This is a genomic window from Teredinibacter sp. KSP-S5-2, assembly GCF_032773895.1.
Classification (GTDB): Bacteria; Pseudomonadota; Gammaproteobacteria; order Pseudomonadales; family Cellvibrionaceae.
Genome location: NZ_CP120416.1, coordinates 1,140,954 through 1,162,072 on the forward strand (window position 1 = coordinate 1,140,954; position 21,119 = coordinate 1,162,072).

Consider the following 21,119-nt stretch of genomic DNA (forward strand, 5'->3'; position numbering starts at 1 on the left):
GCGAATTCTCAATTTAAGAATAAATTGGGAGCTGTATCGAGATCAATATTGTATGTTTAGAAATGAAGCATTTAATAGCAGTGAAGTATTCATGGGAGAAAAGCTCGGTTATTGTCACAGAAGGTTAAATGAAGAACGCGCTGAAGATTTAGAAAGGATGTTGGTGAAATGAGTAAAAAATCTAACAATAATGTCAATTTGACCTCGTTACGCTTCGCTCCACTCGGCCAATTACATTAGCGTTAAGTGTCCGAGTTACCCACAAAAAGTAGACACCTCATTGCTAGCTAACTGAGGGTCTAATATAGATTAAAAAGACAAAAAACAAATACAACAACTGAGCGACCTAAAAGAAGAGAACGAATTCCTAAAAAAAGCGACGGCATACCTCAGCAAACCAAATAGGTGAGGTATGCCTTTATAGAGTCGTATCGGGAGATGTTGCCCATAGCTAAAATGTGCAAATGGTTGAAAGTAAGTCGCTCTGGCTATTATAAATGGAGAAAGCGCGAGCCAAGCTTTCAGTCGCGTTATCGAGAGATTGTGCGCCAAGCAACAAAGGCGATGTTTGAGAAACTAAAGAAACGTTATGGAGCGCCGAGGCTGGCTGCTGAGCTTCGTTCGGAAGGTCTTACGTGTTCGGTTAATGCTGTGGCAAAATTGTTGTCAGAAGAGGGTTTAAGGGCACGTAACGGAAAGGGGTTTAAATACAGTCCGGCAGGCGTCACCAAAAATAATATTGCAGAGAATCTTTTAGGGCGTTGCTTTAAGGCAGATGAACCGAACAAAAAATGGGTATCCGATATCACTTATATTCCTATTCGAGGCGGGACGGTTTACCTTGCGGTAATTATGGATCTGTTTTCATGAAAAATTATTGGTTGGTCGCTTGATAAAACCATGACGACAGAATTAATAAAAAGCGCACTTGATATGGCTGTAGCAAGTAGGAGGCGTGAGCCAGGATTGATACTTTACTCAGACCAAGGTGTTCAATATCGTGCTAAGGAATATGTGTTGGCACTACATGACGAACGTATAAAGCCGAGTATGAGTCGCAAAGGAAACTGTTGGGATAATGCAGCAATGGAATCATTTTTTGCTAGATTAAAAGTGGAAGAGGTTTACACCCAGATATATCAAAACCTGAGTGAAGCCTATGCGAGTGTATTCGAATACATCGAAATGTTTTACAATCGAGGGAGAAGGCATTCAACTATCGGCAATATAAGTCCGGTTGAATATGAAAATCATTATTACAAAAAGTGCGCTTAATTGGTGTCTACTTTTTGTGGGTAAGACCAGTTTCAGAAGGGAATAGGTACCAATACCTATGAATATTGAAGAAGCTAAAGAAATAATGAGGGTGATAGATGGAAATATTAAGTCTCAAAACTATGAGTATGATTATTTGGCAGTAGTTAAAAGTATTTCTATTGAGGATGGGGAGTATTGGTATTATCTTAGTCAAGTCTTGAGGGACTTACCAGAGTCAAACGAAATGGACTTAAGGGATAATGGTGCATTGGCAGCAGCTATTTATGCGTCAGAAAAAAGCTACGGTTTCTCGCCTAATTCGGCGGGTACTATCGCAGAGAAGATTCTAGCGCTAACAATGCCTAACTCACGGTTTGAGTGCAAATCTAAATATGGGGTTTAACCCAGTATTTGAATCGGGTAAGCGCTTTAAAGATTTGTATGTAGAATCTCTTAGGAGTCTTAGAAGAGTAGTCGTTGAAGGGAGCGAGAAGTTTCCAGATGACGAATGGTTTCAAGAACAGAAATCTGATGCTGAGGAAGACTTCGGCTTAAGCTAAGTCGAGGTAAACATAACAAGTGCTGCCACAATCGTTCACTGTGTTCGCTGGGCTGCCCAATGCTTCGCTCGTTGCGTATGGCTACGCAACGGCTATAGCATTAGTCATCCTGTGCAGCAGGCCTTATCGAGGAGTTTTTGGTGTTTTTAAATATTGGTTACAATGCGGTAAAGATGGAAAAAGGAACTCAGCTGTTACGAGAGTTTATTTTGTGTGTGTTCATTTTCTTTTCAGCAGCATCAAATGCAACATCTTTTGAGCGGCATCGATCTTACACAGAGTTTTCAGATACACTGGAAAACTCTCCATGGTCGACAATATCTGAACCGATAGATTTAGATGGAGATGGAAAGACCGAGAGCTTTATCGGGATGGTAAACACCAGCTACAATACGCCCTCCTCCTACTGGTACTATGCTACCTATAATCCAGCTAAAAACGACTACGATATTATATGGAAGAGTAAGTCATATACTCAAATCAACAAGGTTAAATTGATTTACGACAAGAGCGCTGATCGTAATTTTCTTTATGTAACTTTGTCGGATCTAGGACCATGGGCATCCAATGGCGTTATTGAAATTTATGACGCCTATAGTAGAGAGTTGGTTCGCACTGTAGATACAGGAATACTATTTTCTGATTTTGACTACGCAGATATCGATTTAGACGGCGATTCAGAGTATGTCTTCTTGCACGGCAATGGTAGGGTCGTATCTGTATGTCAGGTACTAGAATGCACAAATAGAGTTGGTTTATATCTAGGCGATGTCTATGAAAATAAAAGCTCCGTATTAAAACTCAAAAATATTTACGGCGATGAGAAATTAGAGATAATTACTTCGACGGGTATCATTGGCGAATTTGCAGAGGGGATATTGTCGCTGTTAAGTGTTTCGACGGAAGAGTTGACTTTAGAAGAAGGGTTTGGTGGCGCGGTAGAAATTGCTGATATAGATGGGGATAAGACACCCGAGGTTATATATTTAGACAACCGATCGAAAAGTAAACTTTATGTGTATGATGGAGAAAGCAGGACCCTAGAGAAGAGGATTATTGGATATAGATTCAGCTCCTTTACCACAGAAAATATCGATAATGACATAGCAGAAGAGATAATAGTGTCAGAGTATATTTATGATTCTAGAGTATCTGTTGGTATTAGCGTTATAGATGGTTTGACAGAAGCTAGAGAGTTTCGGATCGAGCAGACCCAAGGCCTTCCACAGACGATACATCCACGATCAGTATCTGTATTTGACGTAACTGGGGATGGAAAATTGAATCTAACTTGGTTTTCCAGCGACATTACTCAGGGAGGATATTCTCACCGCCTTCATGTATCTGACTTCGAATCCGAAACTCCGCTATGGCAGTCACGTTTGTCAAACAAACCTTATTCAATATTTGATGTAGGAAATTTAGGCGCGTCAAATGGGGTAGGCATCGCTCGGGTGACTGAAGAGGGGACGCTCATTGTTAAAGATGCAGATACCCTGGTAGATATATGGCGAAGTGATATTGCAAGATTTGGCTCTGATGTAGCCTGTCTGGTTATCGCGGATATAAACCAAGATGGTGCAAGTGAAATTTTACTCGGTAGTAAGAGTGATGGAAACCACCCTCGTTTGATCGTATTGAATGGACAGAATTTTGGGGTGATGTATGACAGAACTTATGATATTGGAGGGTACAATAGAGCCTATTCCATTGCAGTGGATGACATTGAGGGGGATGGCTCAACTGAAATTGTTATCACAGGGGGGATGGACAATACCGGCTCGGAGGGTGTGTTTTTATTGATGCTAGATGGAACAAGCTTGAACATTGAGCGTTCAGTGCCAGTTATAATCCGAGGCGCTGAAATTGGAAGTGATCACGTGCAAATCGGAGATGTGACCGGAGACGGATGGAAGGACATCGTGTTTAGCTACATAGATCTTCACATAATTGATGGTAAAAGCTTAAAGTCATGGAGCACAAATCGAAATTACTACTATGAACCTTCGCTCATAGATATTGATGGAGACGGTGTATTGGATGTTGTTTCTGGAAACCAAGAGGGTGAGTTGGTTGGTTTTTCCGGGGCTCGTCAGCTTGAGATATTTAGACGCAAAGTGTGTGACGACAGAATTTATCTATCTGAATCGGTCCGGTTTTATCAAAACAACGAGCATCCGTTCATCTTCAGTTGTCAGGGGTATCTTAATAAGTACTCCTTTACCTCGAAAAAGGTAATTGATTCTGTTTGGATAGGGTTTAAGGCCCAAGGTTACTGGGAGTCAAATAGCCGAATTCGATCATTTGTTGACTTGGAATCTACAGGAGTTTATATCGGAACTACCACATCAGTAGATATTGTGCATATGTATCCTCAGAATGACTCGGATGGGGATGGTAGGCTAGATGTGAATGATCGTTTTCCTGACGATATACTCGAATGGCAGGACCTAAATGAAAATGGTATCGGTGATAATTCGGATCCAGAGTATGACGAAGGAGATTTGGACTCAGATGGAGTTCTGAACCCTGAAGATGACTTTCCACTAGACCCAGCACATTCAAAGGATACCGACTCGGACGGGATTAGCGATAATTTAGACCCAGACAAGGATAACGATGGAGTTGAAAACTATGATGAATCTTTTCGATTTATCTCAAGGGGCCTGTCGAGGGATGCTAATGAGGATGGCACATATGATGATATTCAAAATACGGTTATACAATTTATGAATGGAACCAGTTCTGGTTACCCAATGAGCCTAGAATCCAATTTTCCTATTCGGTTTTACCAGTTTGATACACCAAATTATCAGTTTCCTGAAAACATCTATTTCGATATGTTGATCTCACTTAATAGTCCGGACGATGAGGTGGTTATTAATATCAATACTTATGAACGGGATTCGTACCGGTGGGCATTTATTCACTCCGGCGAGTCTTCAGAAATAACTTCAGATGAAGAGGCCGTCGAATGGGAATTTCTGTATACCCCTGAGTCTGGTGTTGGGGCTACATATGATATTAATCGTATTACGTTGCATTTGAAGGACGGTTCTAGAGGTGACGATGATGGTTTGGTTAATGGGAGTATCTACTTAAAGAATGCAGTAATCTCAAGTGTTCGAGACTTGAACACAAGTAGTTCAAGTTCAAGTTCAAGTTCAAGTTCAAGTTCAAGTTCAAGTTCAAGTTCAAGTTCAAGTTCAAGTTCAAGTTCAAGTTCAAGTTCAAGTTCAAGTTCAAGTTCAAGTTCAAGTTCAAGTTCAAGTTCAAGTTCAAGTTCAAGTTCAAGTTCAAGTTCAAGCGGGAGCCCAAGTCAGAGCTCTTCAGGTGGTGGATCGCCAGATGGATTGACGTTTTTTTTCCTTGTTTTTGTTATTGTGTTGAAATGGAATGCAAAAGTGAGGCTGCGCCTGTTCCTGGTGAATTCGTAATTTAAGTAATAAGCGCGTTTAATTACTGAAAATATGATTCAACAAAACTGGTGATATTTGAGGTGAAAAACCATAGTAGGCCCATTAGTCTAGTCCCCACACATTAATGCGGCAGGGGGCTGACAGGGCGGTATATGGGCAACGGCTTTATTATTCTAGAGTTGAAAAAAGTAGTAAGTTTTGATTGACGTAATTAGGTACATTTGATTAAATTTTGTTTTCCTGTATCGAGGGTTCGAACCTTCAAGTGGCACTAGCGGTGGGAACACACAGCTAAAACGAACAAAATCTATTCTATATGCTTGATTTTAAGTCGAAACTTGCTCTATCTTGGTGCGAGAAAAGTTTCGAAAAGTGTACCCTCCACCCCGCCATCATTATTGAAACGCCGAGACATGAGATCTCGGCGTTTTGGTTTCTAGACCCCAGTAACTGCGGGCTCTAGCGGCGAGTTGGTTAGATATTCCCCAATTTTACCCTCCGCTTATTTCTCGAACAAAACGTACAAAAACCTCTCAAATTCTCAAAAAATCTCCATTTTTCCCCAAAATAGAGGTATTTCGAGATACCTCCGAAACTCCTTTAAAATCAATAAGTTAAATTCCCTACGAAAAAAGGTTTTTTCGGCAATTGGGGGTGAGGTGGATTTCTCGAACTCTCGATACCTTCCAGAGTTAGTACTGTGAGTTCGAACCCTTTTCTCTCTTCTAGAAAAATAAGGACAGGGTATACTGGTAATTTCTGATTGCCCGTACAACACGTCTCAAACCTTGAAAAATGTGGCTCTCTATATGTTTTCCTTTCCTAACAATGAAAAGCAACTCAAAGCTACGATCAGCCGTTATAAGTCCTCATTGAAGCGAGAAAAGAAAACGTATGGTCATTACAATGATGGGACGGGTAAGCGTTACCTACTGTTTTATTTATACCTAGTGTTAAACGACTTGCCTAAATTTGAGGAGTACATGGAGTGGTATTCAAATGTCTTTTCTGAGGATGGGGGAGAACCCATTCAAAAACTTTGTTGGTCTCTTGGTCTGTATCGTTTAGGAAAAAGTGAGGCCGCGAAGCATAAACTTGCGGATTTGATGCTGTCCAATTTGTACTTTATTCCTCTGCTTTTAGGTCGAGAAATTAAAGACCTTGATATGTGGCACGCTTCGAGTGATGCGCGGCGAGATTATTTTTCTTATATTCCTGATGAAATTCTTGGTGCGATTACCGATGAAGAAGTTTCCTGGTTGGGTGATCTTTATGATTCGTTTCTATTTCGCCGAATGAGAAAACGGTATATTGAGATCTATTGTCAGCTTCAAAATACAAGAGATCAATCAGAAAGAAGAGAGTTAGTCATGGAAGCGTATTCTCTTTTGGATTACCTCAAGGAAAAAAAAGAGGGAAGGGATACTTAGCATATAAAGATTGAATCTTAGTTTGCAATAAAACATGGTTTTTAATATGAAAGAGGAGTACTTATCGAAAGCAATCGCGGGAGTTTGTACACTTATAACTGCATACATCGCATTTCTTGTTTTTCGTGATATTGAAGCCGTATATAGAAATTATATGGCTTGGTCTGGAGGGAGTTCTGTACAAGCTACAATGTTTTCCATATTTTTATCTTTATCGGTGGTGTTTTCAGCAGGAATTACCTTTCTTATTTATCTACAAAAGCGTAATTGGATATTAGTGTTGTTGACCGTTCATGTGCTAATAGCTTTTATGGGCTGGCCAAGTACTCTACTGGCGTTGTCTGTGATGTTTTGGTGGTTTTCAAAACGGTACTATATAAAACCTTAATGCTTTAATTTTGTTTGTAAAAGTTCGAGCAAATAAAACGGTGTAAACAGCAACTGAAAGCTGACTCACTGTAACGGGAAATGAGTGATCGAATAGCCGCATAAAGCTTCTCTCCTTGCGATGAAATTTGAGGCGCCCAGAGTTTTTGTGTGGCGCTTAAATGAACTTAGGTGTCGTCTAATTAGTGCTAGTATTATTGTCTTCTAACGACACAAAGCAGTCATTCAGGATAATCCTGGTTGAAAATGGTTGAACTGTAAAAGCAGACGTTAATTTTTATAAAATTTATAGAAATGGTTGGAATGAATAGGCAAGTGCGTCCGCCTATCAATCTGCTCCAAAAGTTCACCCCTTCGGGGTGACATTGAGTACCGACCCGTTAAGTTACCAATTTAGTTAGGAGTAAACATTGGGTATTGAAAGTGACATGCTGCCAGATAATCCAGCGGCCAGGTTGCAGTCCTTCTTAGATAGGATGCTAGAAATTGAGCATAATGATAAAGAGCAAATATCAGCAGTCTTTGCCCGTCTTCTAGATGTGAAAAATAGTCCCGCTGAAATATTTCCACATTATTCTCAGCTATTTGTACTTATTGAAGAAGCCTTCAAAAAGGTAATGCAATACTACCCAAAGCAACAAAAAACACATGCTGCATGGCGAGGGTATCTTACAACTACGCTACAAAAGCACTCTCCATATCATCATGAGTGGAAAGCTTTAACTTCAGCTCTTCGGCAGGGAACACACTTGGATATAATCCAAGTTGCAAATGACAACCTTGAACATTTCGTTAAGCCAACTAAAGTCCATGGGCTTACCGTTGAAGAACTGGAGTCGGAAGTTGCGCGCTTAATTGAAGATATAAAAACTTCAAGTGAATTGTCTGATTATTTAAAATCTTTTTTAAAGGAAGAGCTTGAAAAAATCCTTGATCGCATCAAGCATTTTGATTTATATGGGTCTGAACCTATAAGAAAGTCAATATACAACATTATTGCAAACTCCGAGGTATCAAAGAAATCAGCTACTAAAGCAATAGCGGGGGTTAGCGCATTCTTAGTTTCGGTCGCATCTGCTATAGGCGTTGTTAATGATGTAGCTAGTTTTCCACAGTCATTGGAAGACTTGAGGAGTGAATTCTTACAGCCATATATTGAAGAGTCTAAGGAGTCACCAGCTCTACCAGAACAGAAAATTAACGAAGCAATAGAGCTAGAATCAGAGAAGTAACTTAACAAATCAATCAACGATGCACCTTCGGTGCCGGACGCAGCAAAGCTGCGCCGGTTATTGAGGCGTAGAAGTCCAAAGGAGAGTTCGTGGGACACCGTATAGAAGCTATCGTAGCTAAGGGTGAACTAGATAAAGAGCTACTGAGTAAGTTCGAGTTGCCATGTGTAATCCATGAGGGGTTCTCAATAGTTGGCTTAGATGCAGGGCATTCCGACCATTGGGCTGAAAAACTCTCTATTCCAAATGAAAACAGCGGAAATATTATTCTTAATTGTCCTGTTACGCATTATTTTGCCAAAGAGCTTGGCCTAAAAGAATATGCAATTATTTTCACCGATTACTTTGGGGGCTTCGGGGAGCAATACGCCACAGTATATTCGGCTGGTAAGGTTGCAATGGAAGAAATGGAAGGTGGCATAAATCAAGCACTACGAACTATTGGGGTATTTAAAAAAGGAGGTCTAGATGAATTTGATACAATCTGTCTCGGCCGCTATAGATCATTCCATGAACATTTTACAAAATACTTCTAACAAGCGACTGCTCAAAAAAGCGTTGATGTTGTGTGTCCTCCAATGTCCGCTTATGAGTTTATTGGAACGGCATTTGTAGATACGATTAACTTCCGCTTTTGGCACGCAAAAGCCATTAGCAGTATGCTATAAATAAACATAAACGACACCCTGCGGGGTGACATTGAGCACTGACCCGTTATAAGCATAATTTAGAAACGTAGATTAAATATGACAAAAGAAAGAGATGCGGGCCCATTGATTACAGCCCAAACTGGTTGGGAAGAGTCCTTTCTAATTGGTACTGAAGTGGAGCTTCTAAAATTCGCAGAGAATATCATCAGTTCAGTTAAATCTGCCAAGGAAGATGAATTCTTCGGGGAAAAGACTAAAACCTCAAACTTTTACAACGCAACTGGCCAATATAGTGAGGTACTATTTGATTGGTTGGTTGTAACGAAGAATCAAGAACAAACAATAAAGCTCTCACAGAAAATACAGGGCTTATAACAAGCAAAGGCAGCGGATAAACCGCTGCTTTGGTCGTTTTGTCGCAGATAGTTGTCCGCGCAGTGCGATTAATTGAGTAAAAATTAATTTTAAACTAAAAAGTGGTTGGCGAGAATAGGCGAGCGCGTCCGTCTATCAATCTGCTCCAAAAGTTCACCCCTGCGGGGTGACATAGAGCACCGACTCGTTAAATGCTATTGGGAAGCTATGAGTTTAAACCTTTACTTCAAATCAGATGAATTTGAGACCAATAAAGGTCTGGCAGATTACCTCTATGAAGAGTTAAAGAAGTCTGGGGTAAGTGTGAGTTCCCCGGAAATAGACGAATACATGTGTATTATTGAGTCCTCAATAAATGGAGAGGTAGTCCATATATACATGGGCAAGAATGAAGAGGAATCTTCTCCAGTTCTCTGGCAAGTATGGCCTGAACAAGTTGTGCCGATAATGAAAAGGCTCTTTGGAAAAACTGATAGGGCTCCTGAGGAGAAAGCGAAGCAACTACTGGAGAACGTTGTAAACCATATACCCGGTGTATCAAGCGTTGAGTGGGGCATTTAACAAGCGACTGTGGTAAAAATCAAGCCTAAACCAACGTATCTCATTTAATAAATTCGGCTTCCTGCCATGCTCTCCTATCGCGGATCATGGCATTTAAAATAGTCATCATTTTTCTCATGCATGCTGTTAACGCGACCTTTTTATGCTTGCCTTCAGCGACAAGTCTGTCAAAAAATATTTTCATTACCGAGTTGCATTGTATGGCGCTCAGCATCGCCATATAGAGCACCGTTCTAATCGGTGCTCTTCCACCTTTTATTCGCCGTTTACCTTTTATGGCACCGCTGTCACGGTTGTAGGGTGCGAGTCCACATAAAGCAGCGACTTGTCGATTGGTTAAACTGCCTAGTTCAGGTAACTCACCAAGTAATGTGAAGGCGACTCCGTCACCAATGCCTGGTACAGATAATAAAATGTTGTAAGTCGCTTCCCATTCAGTGACCTCAGAAACCTTTTTAGCTAGCCGAATATTGACCCATTCAATCTCCTTGTTCAGAAATTTCAATATTCTGTTGAGGGTTGCTTGAAGACTTTTCTGTGCCTTTTGTTGGCGGTTTAGCTCCTGCGTTCTCATCTCCATAAGCTGGCGTTTTCGAGCCAATAAGTCTCTGATATGTCTCACTTTTTTACTGCTTATTGGTCGAATGTCTGGCTTCATAACTGCGCCAAATTGAGCAATTATTCGTGCATCAATTTTATCTGTTTTTGCCAATATCCCCTGAGCCTTTGCAAATTGGCGAATATTCATTGGCTGAACTACCACCACTGGCATTTGTGCACCTGCCAGGGCTTCCACAACCTTTCTCTAATATCCACCAGTGGCCTCAACAACAATGCGGGTGAGGTTGAAGCGTTTAAGGGTTTTTACCAAGTCATTAACCTCATCAGTGGTGTTGTGTATTTGCCAATGTCGATCCAGTTCAAGGACATGAATATCCAAGAAGGTCTTTCCTACATCGATACCGAAATTTCTTTGTTGTTTAATGTGCGCTTTGGTAGTTGTTTTCATGACTCACCCTTGCTACATTCGAGCTCGAGTTAAAGTAGGATCAGCATAGCGCTCCAGCTTGTTAACGGACTCGGTTATATCGGTGCCTGTCAGTCATCGAGCTACTATGCTGAATGTCTGTTGCTGCAGACATGAGCCTCACCTTATCGCTTTTTAACGGAAAGGGAAATTTGTGTTAAATTAACCATTCAAGTGTAGTCAGGTCGACCCATTTTTCGTTTCGTCTTCGCCTGCACTACAAATGGCCGCCTGCTACAGGCGATACACGGCCTCGCTCGCTGCGCGACCTCGGCCATGTATCGGGTCGGTGCTCAATTTTTGTCGCAGATAGTTGTTCGCGCAGTGCCATTAATTGAGAGAGAATTAATTTTAGACTAAGAAGTGGTTGGCGAGAATAAGCGAGCGCGTCCGCCTATCAATCTGCTCCAAAAGTTCACTCCTGCGGGGTGACATTGAGCACCGACCCGTTATGCAAATCGGAATCAGAGCAAAATAAAATGAAAGAGCCACTAGATTTTCTCATAGAAGAGTTAGAAGCTCTGAGTAAAATTGAAGAATTTGGTAGTATTAAAGAAAAAGCCGAACATATAGGGCTTATGAACCGTTACGAAACGGCAATTGACAGGCTTCGTATTTGTGAGGAGTTTGAAATAACGGGTGGCTCTATTGTTAAAAAACTTCCAGATAATGGAATCCACTTTCTTTATCGGGTGGTTTGTGAAAATGAATCATCTAACCCTGAAAACTGGTCTGAAGTTCTGTTCGAAAATAGAGAGTTTCTGCTAGAGGCTGAAGATTTAGTAATTAAAAGGTAAGGTCGCATAACAAGTTGCTCAAACCGATGCCAAACACTCCGCACCTTTTGTGTTTCGCTTCGCTCAGTATTACACAAAAGGTGCGGAGTGCTTGTCACGGTTTAACAAGGCGTTATAACACTAATTATTGGGGTTAAAATGAAAAAAATACTTTTTATTACTTTACTAGTTATGTCTCCATTTTCTAATGCGAGTCTTGAACTGATTAAGGGTGCAACTATTACGGGAGTCTCAAATACAAATGACAATCAAGAAAGGTTTACTATATGGGTGTGCATGGCGAATTCGTAATTTAAGAATAAATTGGGAGCTGAAAGAGTCCGCGACAGTAACTTTTCCATGAATAATTTGAAAAATTCATGGTTGTTGAGCGCTGGTTTGTTGGTGGTTTTCCCGATCTGGAAGAGTGAACTCTGTTTTGGTTGTAATAGTCTTTAAATTGATCGAGTTTTCGTTGTAAATCGGAACAGGTCCAAAATAAAGTGTGGTCAAGAAACTCTCTTCGAACAGTACCGATGATACGTTCAATAAATGGATGAGAGGTTGGAACACCGGGAAGTGATTTGACTTCCTCTATATCCAGCATATCGAGATTCGTCCACCAGCGATGAAATTCAAATACCGGATCGTTATCCGAACTTAAATATTTGGGTAGTCTTTTCTTAGACCGAATCTCATTAAACATTCTGCAGGCAGCAATACCGTTTATATCACCTTTTTGTGTGGCAAAACCAATAATACGTCGAGTGAATTGATCCATCACGACCATAACCCAATAACTATTCAACGTCGCAGATTCACAGCGAAAAAAATCGAGGCTCCATAAACTATCCTTACAGTGTCCTAAAAACGTTAACCATGAAGGGCCTTGGTCATCTCCAGTTGGTTTGTAATGTTTATCCAATACCCGGCGAACAACATCTTTATTAATGCTGACTCCAAAAGCAAAATTGATCTGCTGTGCAATTCGAGGGTCTCCGAAACGAGGGTTTCGATATTTCATTTCCAGAATTGCATTAATGACATCTTGAGATGGCCCTTTAGGGCCAGGTTTTCTTTTGGATTTTGAAGAGTAGAGTAATTGGTATTTCTTTTCCTTAAGCGCTTTATGAAAACGAAGAATTGTGGCTGGCTTTAAGATAATCGCGTTTTTAATGATGCGCTGAAAGCTTAGGTATTGGGCACACCAACCAAGAATAAATCGGTCTTCCGGTGTTAGATTGGGTGCGCGTTTATGCTTTCTGGACAGAACAAGAAGCTGCTTTCGTAAAGTAATGTTTTCCGCAACAATGGCTTTAGCTCCACTAGGAAGTAGAGACTTGAATACCGTGGTCAACACAGACCAAAAAGAGAAGAGCCAAATTCGCATGGCGGGCGATCATATTCTATACAGGAAAATATGGCAAACAATCAATGAAGTGAGAATTATTGCCAACACGCTCTGGTTGTCCATCCAGTTCTATTGGGAAATAGACATTTTTTCAAGAATGGGGTCTAATGAGAAACGAAAATGAATTCTGTGTTTTTCCAAGCGTTAGAAAGTAAGTTGCTGAAAACCAAGGAAAAACTGTCTCCTCATTGAGTGCATAGAAGACCCGGAAAGTTCCGTTATGTACTCAGGCAGCTTTTCCCCGGCCAAGAACCTTCCTCAACCTAGCTTTCAGCTTGTTAACACATTGAATTTAAATAAGAAACTTTGCGGGTGAGAATCGTTCTTATCCGGGTATATACGGAATTCCGTATAACATACTGATACACGGCCTCGCTCGCTGCGCGACCTCGGCCATGTATCGGGTCGGTGCTCAATTTTTTGTCGCAGATAGTTGTCCGCGCAGTGCTATAAATTGAGTAAGAATTAATTTTAAACTAAGAAGTGGTTGGCGAGAATAGGCGAGCGCGTCCGCCTATCAATCTGCTCCAAAAGTTCACCCCTGCGGGGTGACATTGAGCACCGACCCGTTAGCTAACCGAGTTACCCACGAAAAGTAGACACCAGTTAAGCGTACTTTTTGTGGGTACGAGTACAAAGAATACTTCGTACCTAGACTTTGATTCGATGCACTCCTCACTCACTAGAATTATCTTTAATAAGAGTCGACATAATGAAGTATCTGCCTGTGATTACCAATATTTTTATATTGATTCCTCCTCTCTGACCTGATTGTGAAATTGGTGCTGGCACCGGCTCTTGAGGTTCGACAAAGCCTGGGCGTCAGTGACGTATAAAAGCGAGGCTTACACGTCTGTTGATATATTTATAAAGTTGTCAACAAATGGTTTAGCTGTTTTTTATTTCTATTGTATTCAAAAGTTTTCTTACGCTTTCACTTATTCTTTGTTTGCGCTCGTGGTCGGAAATCTCTGTGGTGGTGTGAACCTGGATAGCGCCTCGCCAAACCGCACGTTCAATAATAGGGTCAACAATAGCAATAATAAGAATCCCGGATTTGGCTGAACTGCTAGAGTTAAGGCCAGGGTATATTTTAAAAAGCTTAATTAGCTCTTCTGATGCGGGAGAGCCTTCAACGAGCAATGAAGATATAACTTGGTATCTGGTCGATCCGGGTGGATGGATGATATTTAATTGTTTTGCTGCGAGTTCTATTGCAATCTCAGAGTGGCTATATTTTACCCAGTCTTTGGGGATTTCATTGCCAGACAACCGATAAGAATCCGGGTGCCAACTTAAGTTTGTTCCTTTTGACAGCGGTAAGTCAGGTGATTGTACAGCGGTTATTGAATTTTTTCCGAGCCCAGAGTTCTGGGGTGTGGAAGAAATATTCTGCTGGTTAGAGCAGGAAGAGAGCCCCCAAAATAAAAAAAACAAAGCTATTTTTTTCATGTTAAGTTCCAGAAGATAGTTGAATGCATGACTTTTTAAAATACACGTGTGCAATAATTCTCGATCTGAGATTGCCAGTCCCATCTATGATAGCTTTTCTAATAAAAACGGCAAGAAGTATATAGCAGGGCACTGTTGTTTTTTGGGGGTAGCGTTTTTTAAACTGGTTCCTAAAAATCAATGAATTTAAACCAAAAAATTGCAGTTGAAAGAATCCACTACAGTAGCTTAGGCGACGTTAGAAAATCAGGCCTGGAAATTGTCGGTATTATATTTCATATTTAGGATTCTTCGTTAAATTGATTCATTTAACTCGTGAAATGACCATGTCGGGTCTTGGTATTGTGACAGAGTACGATAGTCGAGATAATATTTTTAGTCCCGAAGATGGGTATCAATACAAGCTTGAATGGCTGTTAAATAGAGATTTTTTTGGTAGCGACTTGGATTTTGATAAATACAGCTTCAAAGGGCTTAACTACTGGCGATTAAATAAGAAATTTCGAGCAGGCTTGCGTATAGAAAGCGAAGTTGCTGATACAGATGAGTTTATTACACCTATGGCGACACCGTTTGTCGACCTAAGGGGAATACAGTCGATGAGATACCAGGGTAAGTATGTTGCTATGACTGAAACGGAGTTGACCTGGGATCTTGACCATCGATGGAGTATTAAAGGTTTCGCTGGTGTTGGCAGAGCAGGGAACGATATGGAAGGGATCCGTGAATCTGCTAATAGGGAAACTTATGGCGGTGGGTTCAGGTATGTTGTGGCCAGGCGATATGGATTTAGAATGGGGATCGATGTGGCAAGAGGACCAGAAGACACCGTATGGTATATTCAAGCAGGTACAGCTTGGTAAAAAATATTAAGTATAAGGTTATATTATCAATTTTTAATTGATAGGCAGATTGCATTCTCTGTAATGTTTCAGAAAACGAATAGTTTGAGAGCATGTGCGTAAGTGTTTTTTAATGCGCAGAAAAGGATAAATCTCACCTTTAGTTTGTCTCTGGACAATTATCCGGCTGATTAGCTATAAAATCTTCTTCGCTGGGGGTACTATTAAGCTCTGATCGATGGTTATGTCTGGTGGAGGCTTGTGAGTAGGTGTCAATTTATATATGTCGAGTTGAAAATGGTAGGAAAAAAGCGAAATTTCATCTTGCTACAGAGGAATGGGCATTGCCAGCGTTATTCAGGGTGTTTGAAGATTGGTTAGAAAATGAATCTGACAGCCTGGATGACGAAAATAGAGTGGTTGAATGGATTGTCGATATTGGGTTTGTGGCCAGAGAAAATGTGTGTGGAAATGGCCCAACTATATCGCCGAGATTAATGCAAACCTGTGTAAATCATAATATATCAATACATTTAGCGGAGTACGGAGATTAATTATTCGGGCCACCAATTAAGAATAAGATATTCTTCTGGTTTTAAGTTGGTTGTTCGATCTTTATATTGGGAAACCTAAGAGCAACTCTAAACAAGCGTTGCTCCACCATCGCAAACAATGGATGTTCCGGTCAAGTAACTGTCTTCAAGAAGAAACAAATATGGGTTGGACATTTTAGCATCGCTCCCCAACCCCAAGGGGATTTTATCGTGTAGTTCTTCCAAGGTTTTGTAGCCTGGGGAAACCGAGTTAACTCTGAGCGGGGCGAGTTCTACGGCAAGGGCTTTGCATAGTGAGTCCACTGCGCCAGCAATAATACTCATCGTCGAATAACCACTGTATGGGCGGACGCCTAATGTTCCAGAGGTTAAGGTAATACTGCCATTTTTGTTGATGTTTTTTCGCGCGAGCTTTGCAAAGTTGTACTGTCCCCAGAATTTTGTTTCAAATGCGGATCGAACATCTTCTGGATTGAGTTCCAGGAATGAGCCAGAAACGAGGGGTGATTTGACCGTAAGTACAAGATGATCGATGTTGCCAACAATTTTTAGTAGATTCTTAATATCTTCTTCTTTGGTTATGTCGACTGAATAAAAAGTACTGCTATGAAGTCCGCTCAGGTTTTTAAGTTCACTTTGTTTTTCCTTTGCCGAGCGTGATGCAATAATAACGTCAGCACCTTTGAGTTCCAGTTTTTTAGCCAAGTTTAAGCCTATCCCGGAGCTTCCACCTACTATGAGTACTTTTTTGTTTTTCATGCGTGTCCTTTTTTGATGTTTTAACTGCTTGATGCACTTATTGGTAGTTGACCAGCATATTGGTCATCTGGGTAAATAAACTAGGTGTAAGCGTTACTTAATAATTCGGTTTATTCCCGGTGCGCGATGTTAAGTTATTGTTCTTCCTCATGGGTGTCAAAAAATAAAATACGATGACATAATTTTTGTTATCAGCTTTAATGAATTTTGTTACTAGGTATTTTCCTCATAAAAAATTCACATTGCATATGTTTTACAGGGTATATGTGCTGATCGAAAAGAATTTGTAACAATGTTCAATCGGCTTCTTTCCTCTCGTAAACGAGTTCGATGCATATCCAGGTATTTGGACACGAATATTTGGAAACAGATGAACAGTCTTATCGGTTTAGCTTTTTTATCCTGCCGTGTGTTATATAGAAATTATTCTTGACCTTACCACGTTGGGAAGGTCTATGATCATGGAAAATCACCACACGAAGCCGCTACGGAGGCAAATGATGGGTAGTCAAATCAAAACAAATTCATCGCATACCTCGACGATAAGTCTCCCAATTGAAGGTATGGGCTGTGCTTCCTGCGTTGGACGAGTGGAAGGGGAGCTTAAAAAGGTTAGCGGTGTAGAGTCCGTGACAGTGAATCTGGCAACTGAACGCGCCGATGTTCGTTCAACTTCATCTCTGGATCGACGGCAGCTTATTACGGCGGTCGAAAAAGCCGGCTATTCGGTGCCGTTGTTTACCACAGAGTTGGTTATTGAGGGGATGAGTTGTGCTTCCTGTGTTGGCCGTGTGGAAAAGGCGCTCATGGCCGTCCCAGGTGTGATTGAGGCGAATATCAATTTTGCCAGCGAACAAGCACACATACGTGGTAGCGCGGACAGCGAAACGCTTATCGCTGCGGTGGCAGATGCGGGTTACTCGGCAAGTGTGTTGGAGCAGGCCTCCGGGATAGAAACCGATACGCTCGCAGAAAAAAAGGAAGCTGAGCAAACGAAGCTTAAACGAGATCTGCTCATTGCTGCGGTCCTGGCTTTTCCTGTCTTTGTATTGGAGATGGGAAGCCATCTGATTCCAGGTTTTCACCACTGGATAATGAATACTTTTGGGTTGGCAGCAAGCTGGTACTTTCAGTTTTTGATGGCGACAGTTGTGCTATTTGGTCCGGGGCTGCGTTTTTTCAAGAAAGGGGTGCCCGCTCTCTTACGCGGTGCACCGGATATGAATTCTCTGGTGGTGCTCGGCACATCTGCTGCTTGGGGCTATTCAGTTATTGCGACTTTCTTCTACGGTATCCTGCCGTCTGGTACAGCAAATGTTTATTACGAAGCTGCCGCGGTTATCGTTACGTTAATTCTGCTTGGTCGTTTTTTGGAGGCCCGAGCGAAAGGGCGAACCTCTCAGGCCATCACTCGGCTTGTTGGTCTGCAGGCCAAGACAGCCAGGGTCCGAAGAGCGGGCCAGTCGGTCGAAACACCTGTAAGTGACGTGCAGTTGGGGGATCTCGTGGAGGTTCGCCCTGGTGAACGTATACCGGTTGATGGCGAAGTGACGGATGGAGAGAGTTACGTCGATGAATCGATGGTCACTGGTGAACCGGTTCCAGTGGTTAAGGTACAAGGTAGTTCGGTAGTGGGGGGGACGATCAATCAAAACGGTGCGCTTCTTTTGAGCGCGACTGCTGTGGGTGGGGCGACGGTTCTTGCACAGATTATTCGTATGGTTGAGGAGGCTCAAGGGTCGAAATTACCGATCCAAACGTTGGTGGATAGGGTGACGATGTGGTTTGTACCGGCGGTTATTGGGGCGGCATTACTCACTTTTCTGGTCTGGTTTTTCTTAGGGCCGTCACCGGCACTGAGCCTTGCGCTGGTCAATGCGGTGGCTGTGCTCATTATTGCCTGTCCATGTGCAATGGGGTTGGCAACACCTACCTCCATTATGGTGGGCACCGGGCGGGGTGCGGAGATGGGGGTACTGTTTCGCAAGGGGGAAGCGCTCCAGTTGTTAAAGGATGCCGATGTTGTTGCCGTAGACAAGACCGGTACGCTGACTGAAGGTAAGCCCGCACTGACTGACCTGGAAGTTATCGATGGCTTTGAGCAAAACCAAGTCCTTGCCCAGATTGCGGCGGTCGAGGCTAAGTCTGAACACCCCATTGCTCGCGCCATCGTTGAGGTGGCAAAAGCGCAAAATCTATCTCTCCCCGGCGTTGATCGCTTTGAAGCTGAGACCGGTTTTGGTGTCAAAGCGCAGGCCGATGGTGTATCAATTCAAATCGGTGCTGATCGTTACATGAAAAAACTCGGTCTTGAGGTGGCGCCTTTCAGCGAGATTGCTACGCGTCTTGCGAATGAAGGCAAGTCAGCACTTTATACTGCTATCGGTGGAAAGCTGGCTGCGATTATTGCGGTATCCGACCCGATTAAAGCGTCAACACCGGAAGCGGTTGCACAACTACATCGTCTCGGCTTAAAAGTCGCGATGATCACGGGAGATAATCGACGCACTGCCGAGACGATTGCAGTCAAGCTGGGAATCGATGAAGTGGTGGCCGAAGTACTGCCGCAGGGCAAGGTCGAAGCGGTGAAAGGATTGAAGTCCCGGTATGGCAAGCTCGCCTTTGTCGGGGATGGAATTAATGATGCACCGGCGCTCGCCGAGGCGGATGTGGGGATCGCAATTGGAACGGGTACGGATATCGCGATTGAAGCTGCGGATGTGGTGCTTATGTCTGGTAACCTCAAAGGCATCCCAAACGCGATTGCTTTGTCAAAGGGTACTATCCGCAATATTAAGCAGAATTTGTTCTGGGCATTTGCATACAATACGGCGTTAATTCCTTTGGCGGCTGGGGCGCTCTATCCTGCATTCGGCGTTTTGCTTTCACCGATTTTTGCCGCTGGTGCGATGGCGCTATCTTCGGTTTTTGTATTGGGTAATGCATTGAGATTGCGAACGTTTCGTGCTCCCGTCGAGGTAGAATAAACTGCGGTTAGCCGGTTTGATTTTGTTTGCAAGGTTATCGACGATACCAATTTGCCATTGAAAGGGTGAGGGTAAAAAAAGCAATGATGAACATAGGCAAAGCTGCTGCGGCATCCGGCGTGTCGGCGAAGATGATTCGCTACTACGAATCTATCGGATTAATACCCGAAGTGTCACGATCTGAGGCCGGTTATCGGGAATATAGTGATAACGATGTGCACACGTTACGTTTTATCCGGCGTGCTCGTGATTTAGGGTTCTCGGTTGAGCAAATGGTTGAGTTACTTGCTCTCTGGCAAGACCGGAATAGAGCAAGTGCAGATGTTAAACGCATCGCACTGGAACATGTTGCGGAACTGGAGCGCAAGGCTCGGGAACTGCAGGAAATGAGTAAGACCCTTATGCACCTGGCAGGGAGTTGCCACGGTGATTCCAGACCGGATTGTCCGATTATTCGTGACCTTTCTGAAGATGGAACCGCGGAGGAAATGCGAGAAATCTCGCGAGCACATTTTGGTGTGACGGGCATGGAAGCCGATCGTACTCAGCGACAGGTAAAAAGATCACTCGGACGATCAACGCGTTCCCGAAAATAACGTGACCTCGCTATTTCTGAATTCCTTTGCTTGTGATGGATTTCTATCGATACATCTCAAAAAATCGTCTCAATTCTTGATGTTAAGTCATCGGCGGTCAAAAGATAAAAAATGAAAATAATGAAGGCTAAATTCGTTGTGTTGTTATAACACTCTTAAAGTGTCTGCATTTCCGATGAGGAGAATCGCAAGTAATAAATGCAAATATGTTTACAATCGACGACCTTGTACTACGTCTATGGTGATATACAGGCTTTGTGGACAAAAACCGCAATTTGGACTGTAAACGTAGAATACTTGCATTAAATTCAATACTTAAGTCTATTGGCGGGCTATTATTCTAATCTGCTCAAATCCTCGAATTTCGTTGCGATTTTGAGGGTAGACCCGTTAAGTACATAGGAAAATATAACGTTGTACACATTGAATCAAATATTAGGAACTACATTGTTGGGTGGTCCGCTTGCCGGAATCCACTTGATGGTAAAAAATTACTATGTTTTTGATATGCCAATGCAGATGAAATCTATGCGGCTTTATGGCTACTCAATTACTGCATTAGTGATCTTTGGGTCAATCTATCTTCCGGAAAATACACCGGGTATTGGGTTTGCTGCAATTATTGCCGGAATAATTCGAATGATTGCAAAAGAAAAACAAGGAGAGCTGATCGATGTTTTTTTTGAAAAGGGATTCGCTAAGGAATCAAATTGGAAATGTTTTGGTATCGGTTTGATTTTTATGTTAGCAACATTTTTTGCGTTGTTTTTGGTGATTTTTATGATGTCTATATATACTCCGATGCTTCTTCCGGAGTGGTTGTTAGAGGATGTTTAACTCACAA

General features: G+C 42.1%; 22 protein-coding genes. 17 read left to right on the forward strand and 5 right to left on the reverse strand.

What is annotated here, in order from left to right; genetic code table 11:
* The first annotated feature begins 543 nt into the window (after positions 1–543).
* The 10 genes from P5V12_RS05445 to P5V12_RS05490 all read left to right on the forward strand — a co-directional run bounded on the left by P5V12_RS05445 (position 544) and on the right by P5V12_RS05490 (position 9,871).
* The gene (locus P5V12_RS05445) at positions 544–870 is read left to right on the forward strand and encodes an IS3 family transposase (protein ID WP_316956277.1); all 327 of its coding nucleotides are present in this window, start codon (positions 544–546) and stop codon (positions 868–870) included.
* Positions 871–900: 30 nt separating this feature from the next.
* Positions 901–1,275 (forward strand): IS3 family transposase, encoded by a 375-nt coding sequence (locus P5V12_RS05450; protein WP_316956279.1) that lies wholly within the window; start codon positions 901–903, stop codon positions 1,273–1,275.
* Between the two features lie 58 nt (positions 1,276–1,333).
* Positions 1,334–1,660, forward strand: a complete 327-nt coding sequence (locus P5V12_RS05455; protein WP_316956281.1) for a hypothetical protein — start codon at positions 1,334–1,336, stop codon at positions 1,658–1,660.
* Positions 1,661–1,957: 297 nt separating this feature from the next.
* Entirely contained in the window at positions 1,958–5,254 is a 3,297-nt protein-coding gene (locus P5V12_RS05460) for a hypothetical protein (protein WP_316956282.1), read from the forward strand.
* Positions 5,255–6,045: 791 nt separating this feature from the next.
* Entirely contained in the window at positions 6,046–6,666 is a 621-nt protein-coding gene (locus P5V12_RS05465) for a hypothetical protein (RefSeq protein WP_316956284.1), read from the forward strand.
* Between the two features lie 46 nt (positions 6,667–6,712).
* On the forward strand, positions 6,713–7,054 hold the full coding sequence (locus P5V12_RS05470; protein ID WP_316956286.1) for a hypothetical protein: 342 nt from the start codon (positions 6,713–6,715) through the stop codon (positions 7,052–7,054).
* A 409-nt stretch (positions 7,055–7,463) separates the two neighbouring features.
* Positions 7,464–8,285 carry a hypothetical protein gene (locus tag P5V12_RS05475; RefSeq protein ID WP_316956287.1) on the forward strand — a complete coding sequence of 274 codons (822 nt, stop codon included), beginning with the start codon at positions 7,464–7,466 and terminating at the stop codon, positions 8,283–8,285.
* Between the two features lie 89 nt (positions 8,286–8,374).
* Positions 8,375–8,821, forward strand: coding sequence for a hypothetical protein (locus P5V12_RS05480; protein WP_316956289.1), 447 nt, complete (start codon positions 8,375–8,377; stop codon positions 8,819–8,821).
* 210 nt (positions 8,822–9,031) lie between these two features.
* A complete protein-coding gene (locus P5V12_RS05485) occupies positions 9,032–9,310 on the forward strand; it encodes a hypothetical protein (RefSeq protein ID WP_316956291.1) in 279 nt (92 codons plus the stop codon).
* Positions 9,311–9,517: 207 nt separating this feature from the next.
* Positions 9,518–9,871: a hypothetical protein gene (locus P5V12_RS05490; protein ID WP_316956292.1), complete on the forward strand. Its 354-nt coding sequence runs from the start codon at positions 9,518–9,520 to the stop codon at positions 9,869–9,871.
* 40 nt (positions 9,872–9,911) lie between these two features.
* Here P5V12_RS05490 and P5V12_RS05495 read toward each other — a convergent pair whose 3' ends face one another.
* Both P5V12_RS05495 and P5V12_RS05500 read right to left on the reverse strand, forming a co-directional pair.
* Positions 9,912–10,667, reverse strand: a complete 756-nt coding sequence (locus P5V12_RS05495; RefSeq protein ID WP_316956294.1) for an IS110 family transposase — start codon at positions 10,665–10,667, stop codon at positions 9,912–9,914.
* Positions 10,668–10,676: 9 nt separating this feature from the next.
* The gene (locus P5V12_RS05500) at positions 10,677–10,880 is read right to left on the reverse strand and encodes a hypothetical protein (RefSeq protein ID WP_316956295.1); all 204 of its coding nucleotides are present in this window, start codon (positions 10,878–10,880) and stop codon (positions 10,677–10,679) included.
* Positions 10,881–11,377: 497 nt separating this feature from the next.
* Between P5V12_RS05500 and P5V12_RS05505 the strand changes: the two genes are divergently transcribed.
* Positions 11,378–11,695, forward strand: a complete 318-nt coding sequence (locus P5V12_RS05505; protein ID WP_316956297.1) for a hypothetical protein — start codon at positions 11,378–11,380, stop codon at positions 11,693–11,695.
* 171 nt (positions 11,696–11,866) lie between these two features.
* Entirely contained in the window at positions 11,867–11,986 is a 120-nt protein-coding gene (locus tag P5V12_RS21770) for a DUF5992 family protein (protein ID WP_410483334.1), read from the forward strand.
* Position 11,987: 1 nt separating this feature from the next.
* On the opposite strand, the gene P5V12_RS05510 is transcribed toward P5V12_RS21770, so the two are convergent.
* Positions 11,988–13,064, reverse strand: a complete 1,077-nt coding sequence (locus tag P5V12_RS05510) for an integrase core domain-containing protein (protein ID WP_316956299.1) — start codon at positions 13,062–13,064, stop codon at positions 11,988–11,990.
* 909 nt (positions 13,065–13,973) lie between these two features.
* Positions 13,974–14,537 carry a hypothetical protein gene (locus tag P5V12_RS05515; protein WP_316956300.1) on the reverse strand — a complete coding sequence of 188 codons (564 nt, stop codon included), beginning with the start codon at positions 14,535–14,537 and terminating at the stop codon, positions 13,974–13,976.
* A gap of 299 nt (positions 14,538–14,836) precedes the next feature.
* Between P5V12_RS05515 and P5V12_RS05520 the strand changes: the two genes are divergently transcribed.
* On the forward strand, positions 14,837–15,400 hold the full coding sequence (locus tag P5V12_RS05520; RefSeq protein ID WP_316956302.1) for a hypothetical protein: 564 nt from the start codon (positions 14,837–14,839) through the stop codon (positions 15,398–15,400).
* Between the two features lie 248 nt (positions 15,401–15,648).
* A complete protein-coding gene (locus P5V12_RS05525; protein WP_316956303.1) occupies positions 15,649–15,933 on the forward strand; it encodes a hypothetical protein in 285 nt (94 codons plus the stop codon).
* A gap of 87 nt (positions 15,934–16,020) precedes the next feature.
* On the opposite strand, the gene P5V12_RS05530 is transcribed toward P5V12_RS05525, so the two are convergent.
* On the reverse strand, positions 16,021–16,692 hold the full coding sequence (locus tag P5V12_RS05530) for an SDR family oxidoreductase (protein ID WP_316956305.1): 672 nt from the start codon (positions 16,690–16,692) through the stop codon (positions 16,021–16,023).
* Positions 16,693–17,189: 497 nt separating this feature from the next.
* Here P5V12_RS05530 and P5V12_RS05535 point away from each other — a divergent pair, with 497 nt between their 5' ends.
* The 3 genes from P5V12_RS05535 to P5V12_RS05545 all read left to right on the forward strand — a co-directional run bounded on the left by P5V12_RS05535 (position 17,190) and on the right by P5V12_RS05545 (position 21,112).
* Positions 17,190–19,679, forward strand: coding sequence for a heavy metal translocating P-type ATPase (locus tag P5V12_RS05535; RefSeq protein ID WP_410483322.1), 2,490 nt, complete (start codon positions 17,190–17,192; stop codon positions 19,677–19,679).
* A gap of 83 nt (positions 19,680–19,762) precedes the next feature.
* On the forward strand, positions 19,763–20,275 hold the full coding sequence (cueR, locus tag P5V12_RS05540) for a Cu(I)-responsive transcriptional regulator (protein ID WP_316956307.1): 513 nt from the start codon (positions 19,763–19,765) through the stop codon (positions 20,273–20,275).
* A 414-nt stretch (positions 20,276–20,689) separates the two neighbouring features.
* Positions 20,690–21,112 carry a hypothetical protein gene (locus P5V12_RS05545; protein WP_316956308.1) on the forward strand — a complete coding sequence of 141 codons (423 nt, stop codon included), beginning with the start codon at positions 20,690–20,692 and terminating at the stop codon, positions 21,110–21,112.
* Positions 21,113–21,119 lie beyond the last annotated feature (7 nt).

Bases quoted from the DNA above. Each gene is read 5' to 3' on its own strand.
- P5V12_RS05450 (WP_316956279.1), top strand. From the start codon at position 901: ATGACGACAGAATTAATAAAAAGCGCACTTGATATGGCTGTAGCAAGT.
- P5V12_RS05455 (WP_316956281.1), top strand. From the start codon at position 1,334: ATGAATATTGAAGAAGCTAAAGAAATAATGAGGGTGATAGATGGAAAT.
- P5V12_RS05465 (WP_316956284.1), top strand. From the start codon at position 6,046: ATGTTTTCCTTTCCTAACAATGAAAAGCAACTCAAAGCTACGATCAGC.
- P5V12_RS05470 (WP_316956286.1), top strand. From the start codon at position 6,713: ATGAAAGAGGAGTACTTATCGAAAGCAATCGCGGGAGTTTGTACACTT.
- P5V12_RS05485 (WP_316956291.1), top strand. From the start codon at position 9,032: ATGACAAAAGAAAGAGATGCGGGCCCATTGATTACAGCCCAAACTGGT.
- P5V12_RS05490 (WP_316956292.1), top strand. From the start codon at position 9,518: ATGAGTTTAAACCTTTACTTCAAATCAGATGAATTTGAGACCAATAAA.
- P5V12_RS05500 (WP_316956295.1), bottom strand. From the start codon at position 10,880: ATGAAAACAACTACCAAAGCGCACATTAAACAACAAAGAAATTTCGGT.
- P5V12_RS05505 (WP_316956297.1), top strand. From the start codon at position 11,378: ATGAAAGAGCCACTAGATTTTCTCATAGAAGAGTTAGAAGCTCTGAGT.
- P5V12_RS21770 (WP_410483334.1), top strand. From the start codon at position 11,867: ATGTCTCCATTTTCTAATGCGAGTCTTGAACTGATTAAGGGTGCAACT.
- P5V12_RS05510 (WP_316956299.1), bottom strand. From the start codon at position 13,064: ATGCGAATTTGGCTCTTCTCTTTTTGGTCTGTGTTGACCACGGTATTC.
- P5V12_RS05515 (WP_316956300.1), bottom strand. From the start codon at position 14,537: ATGAAAAAAATAGCTTTGTTTTTTTTATTTTGGGGGCTCTCTTCCTGC.
- P5V12_RS05530 (WP_316956305.1), bottom strand. From the start codon at position 16,692: ATGAAAAACAAAAAAGTACTCATAGTAGGTGGAAGCTCCGGGATAGGC.
- P5V12_RS05535 (WP_410483322.1), top strand. From the start codon at position 17,190: ATGATGGGTAGTCAAATCAAAACAAATTCATCGCATACCTCGACGATA.
- cueR (WP_316956307.1), top strand. From the start codon at position 19,763: ATGATGAACATAGGCAAAGCTGCTGCGGCATCCGGCGTGTCGGCGAAG.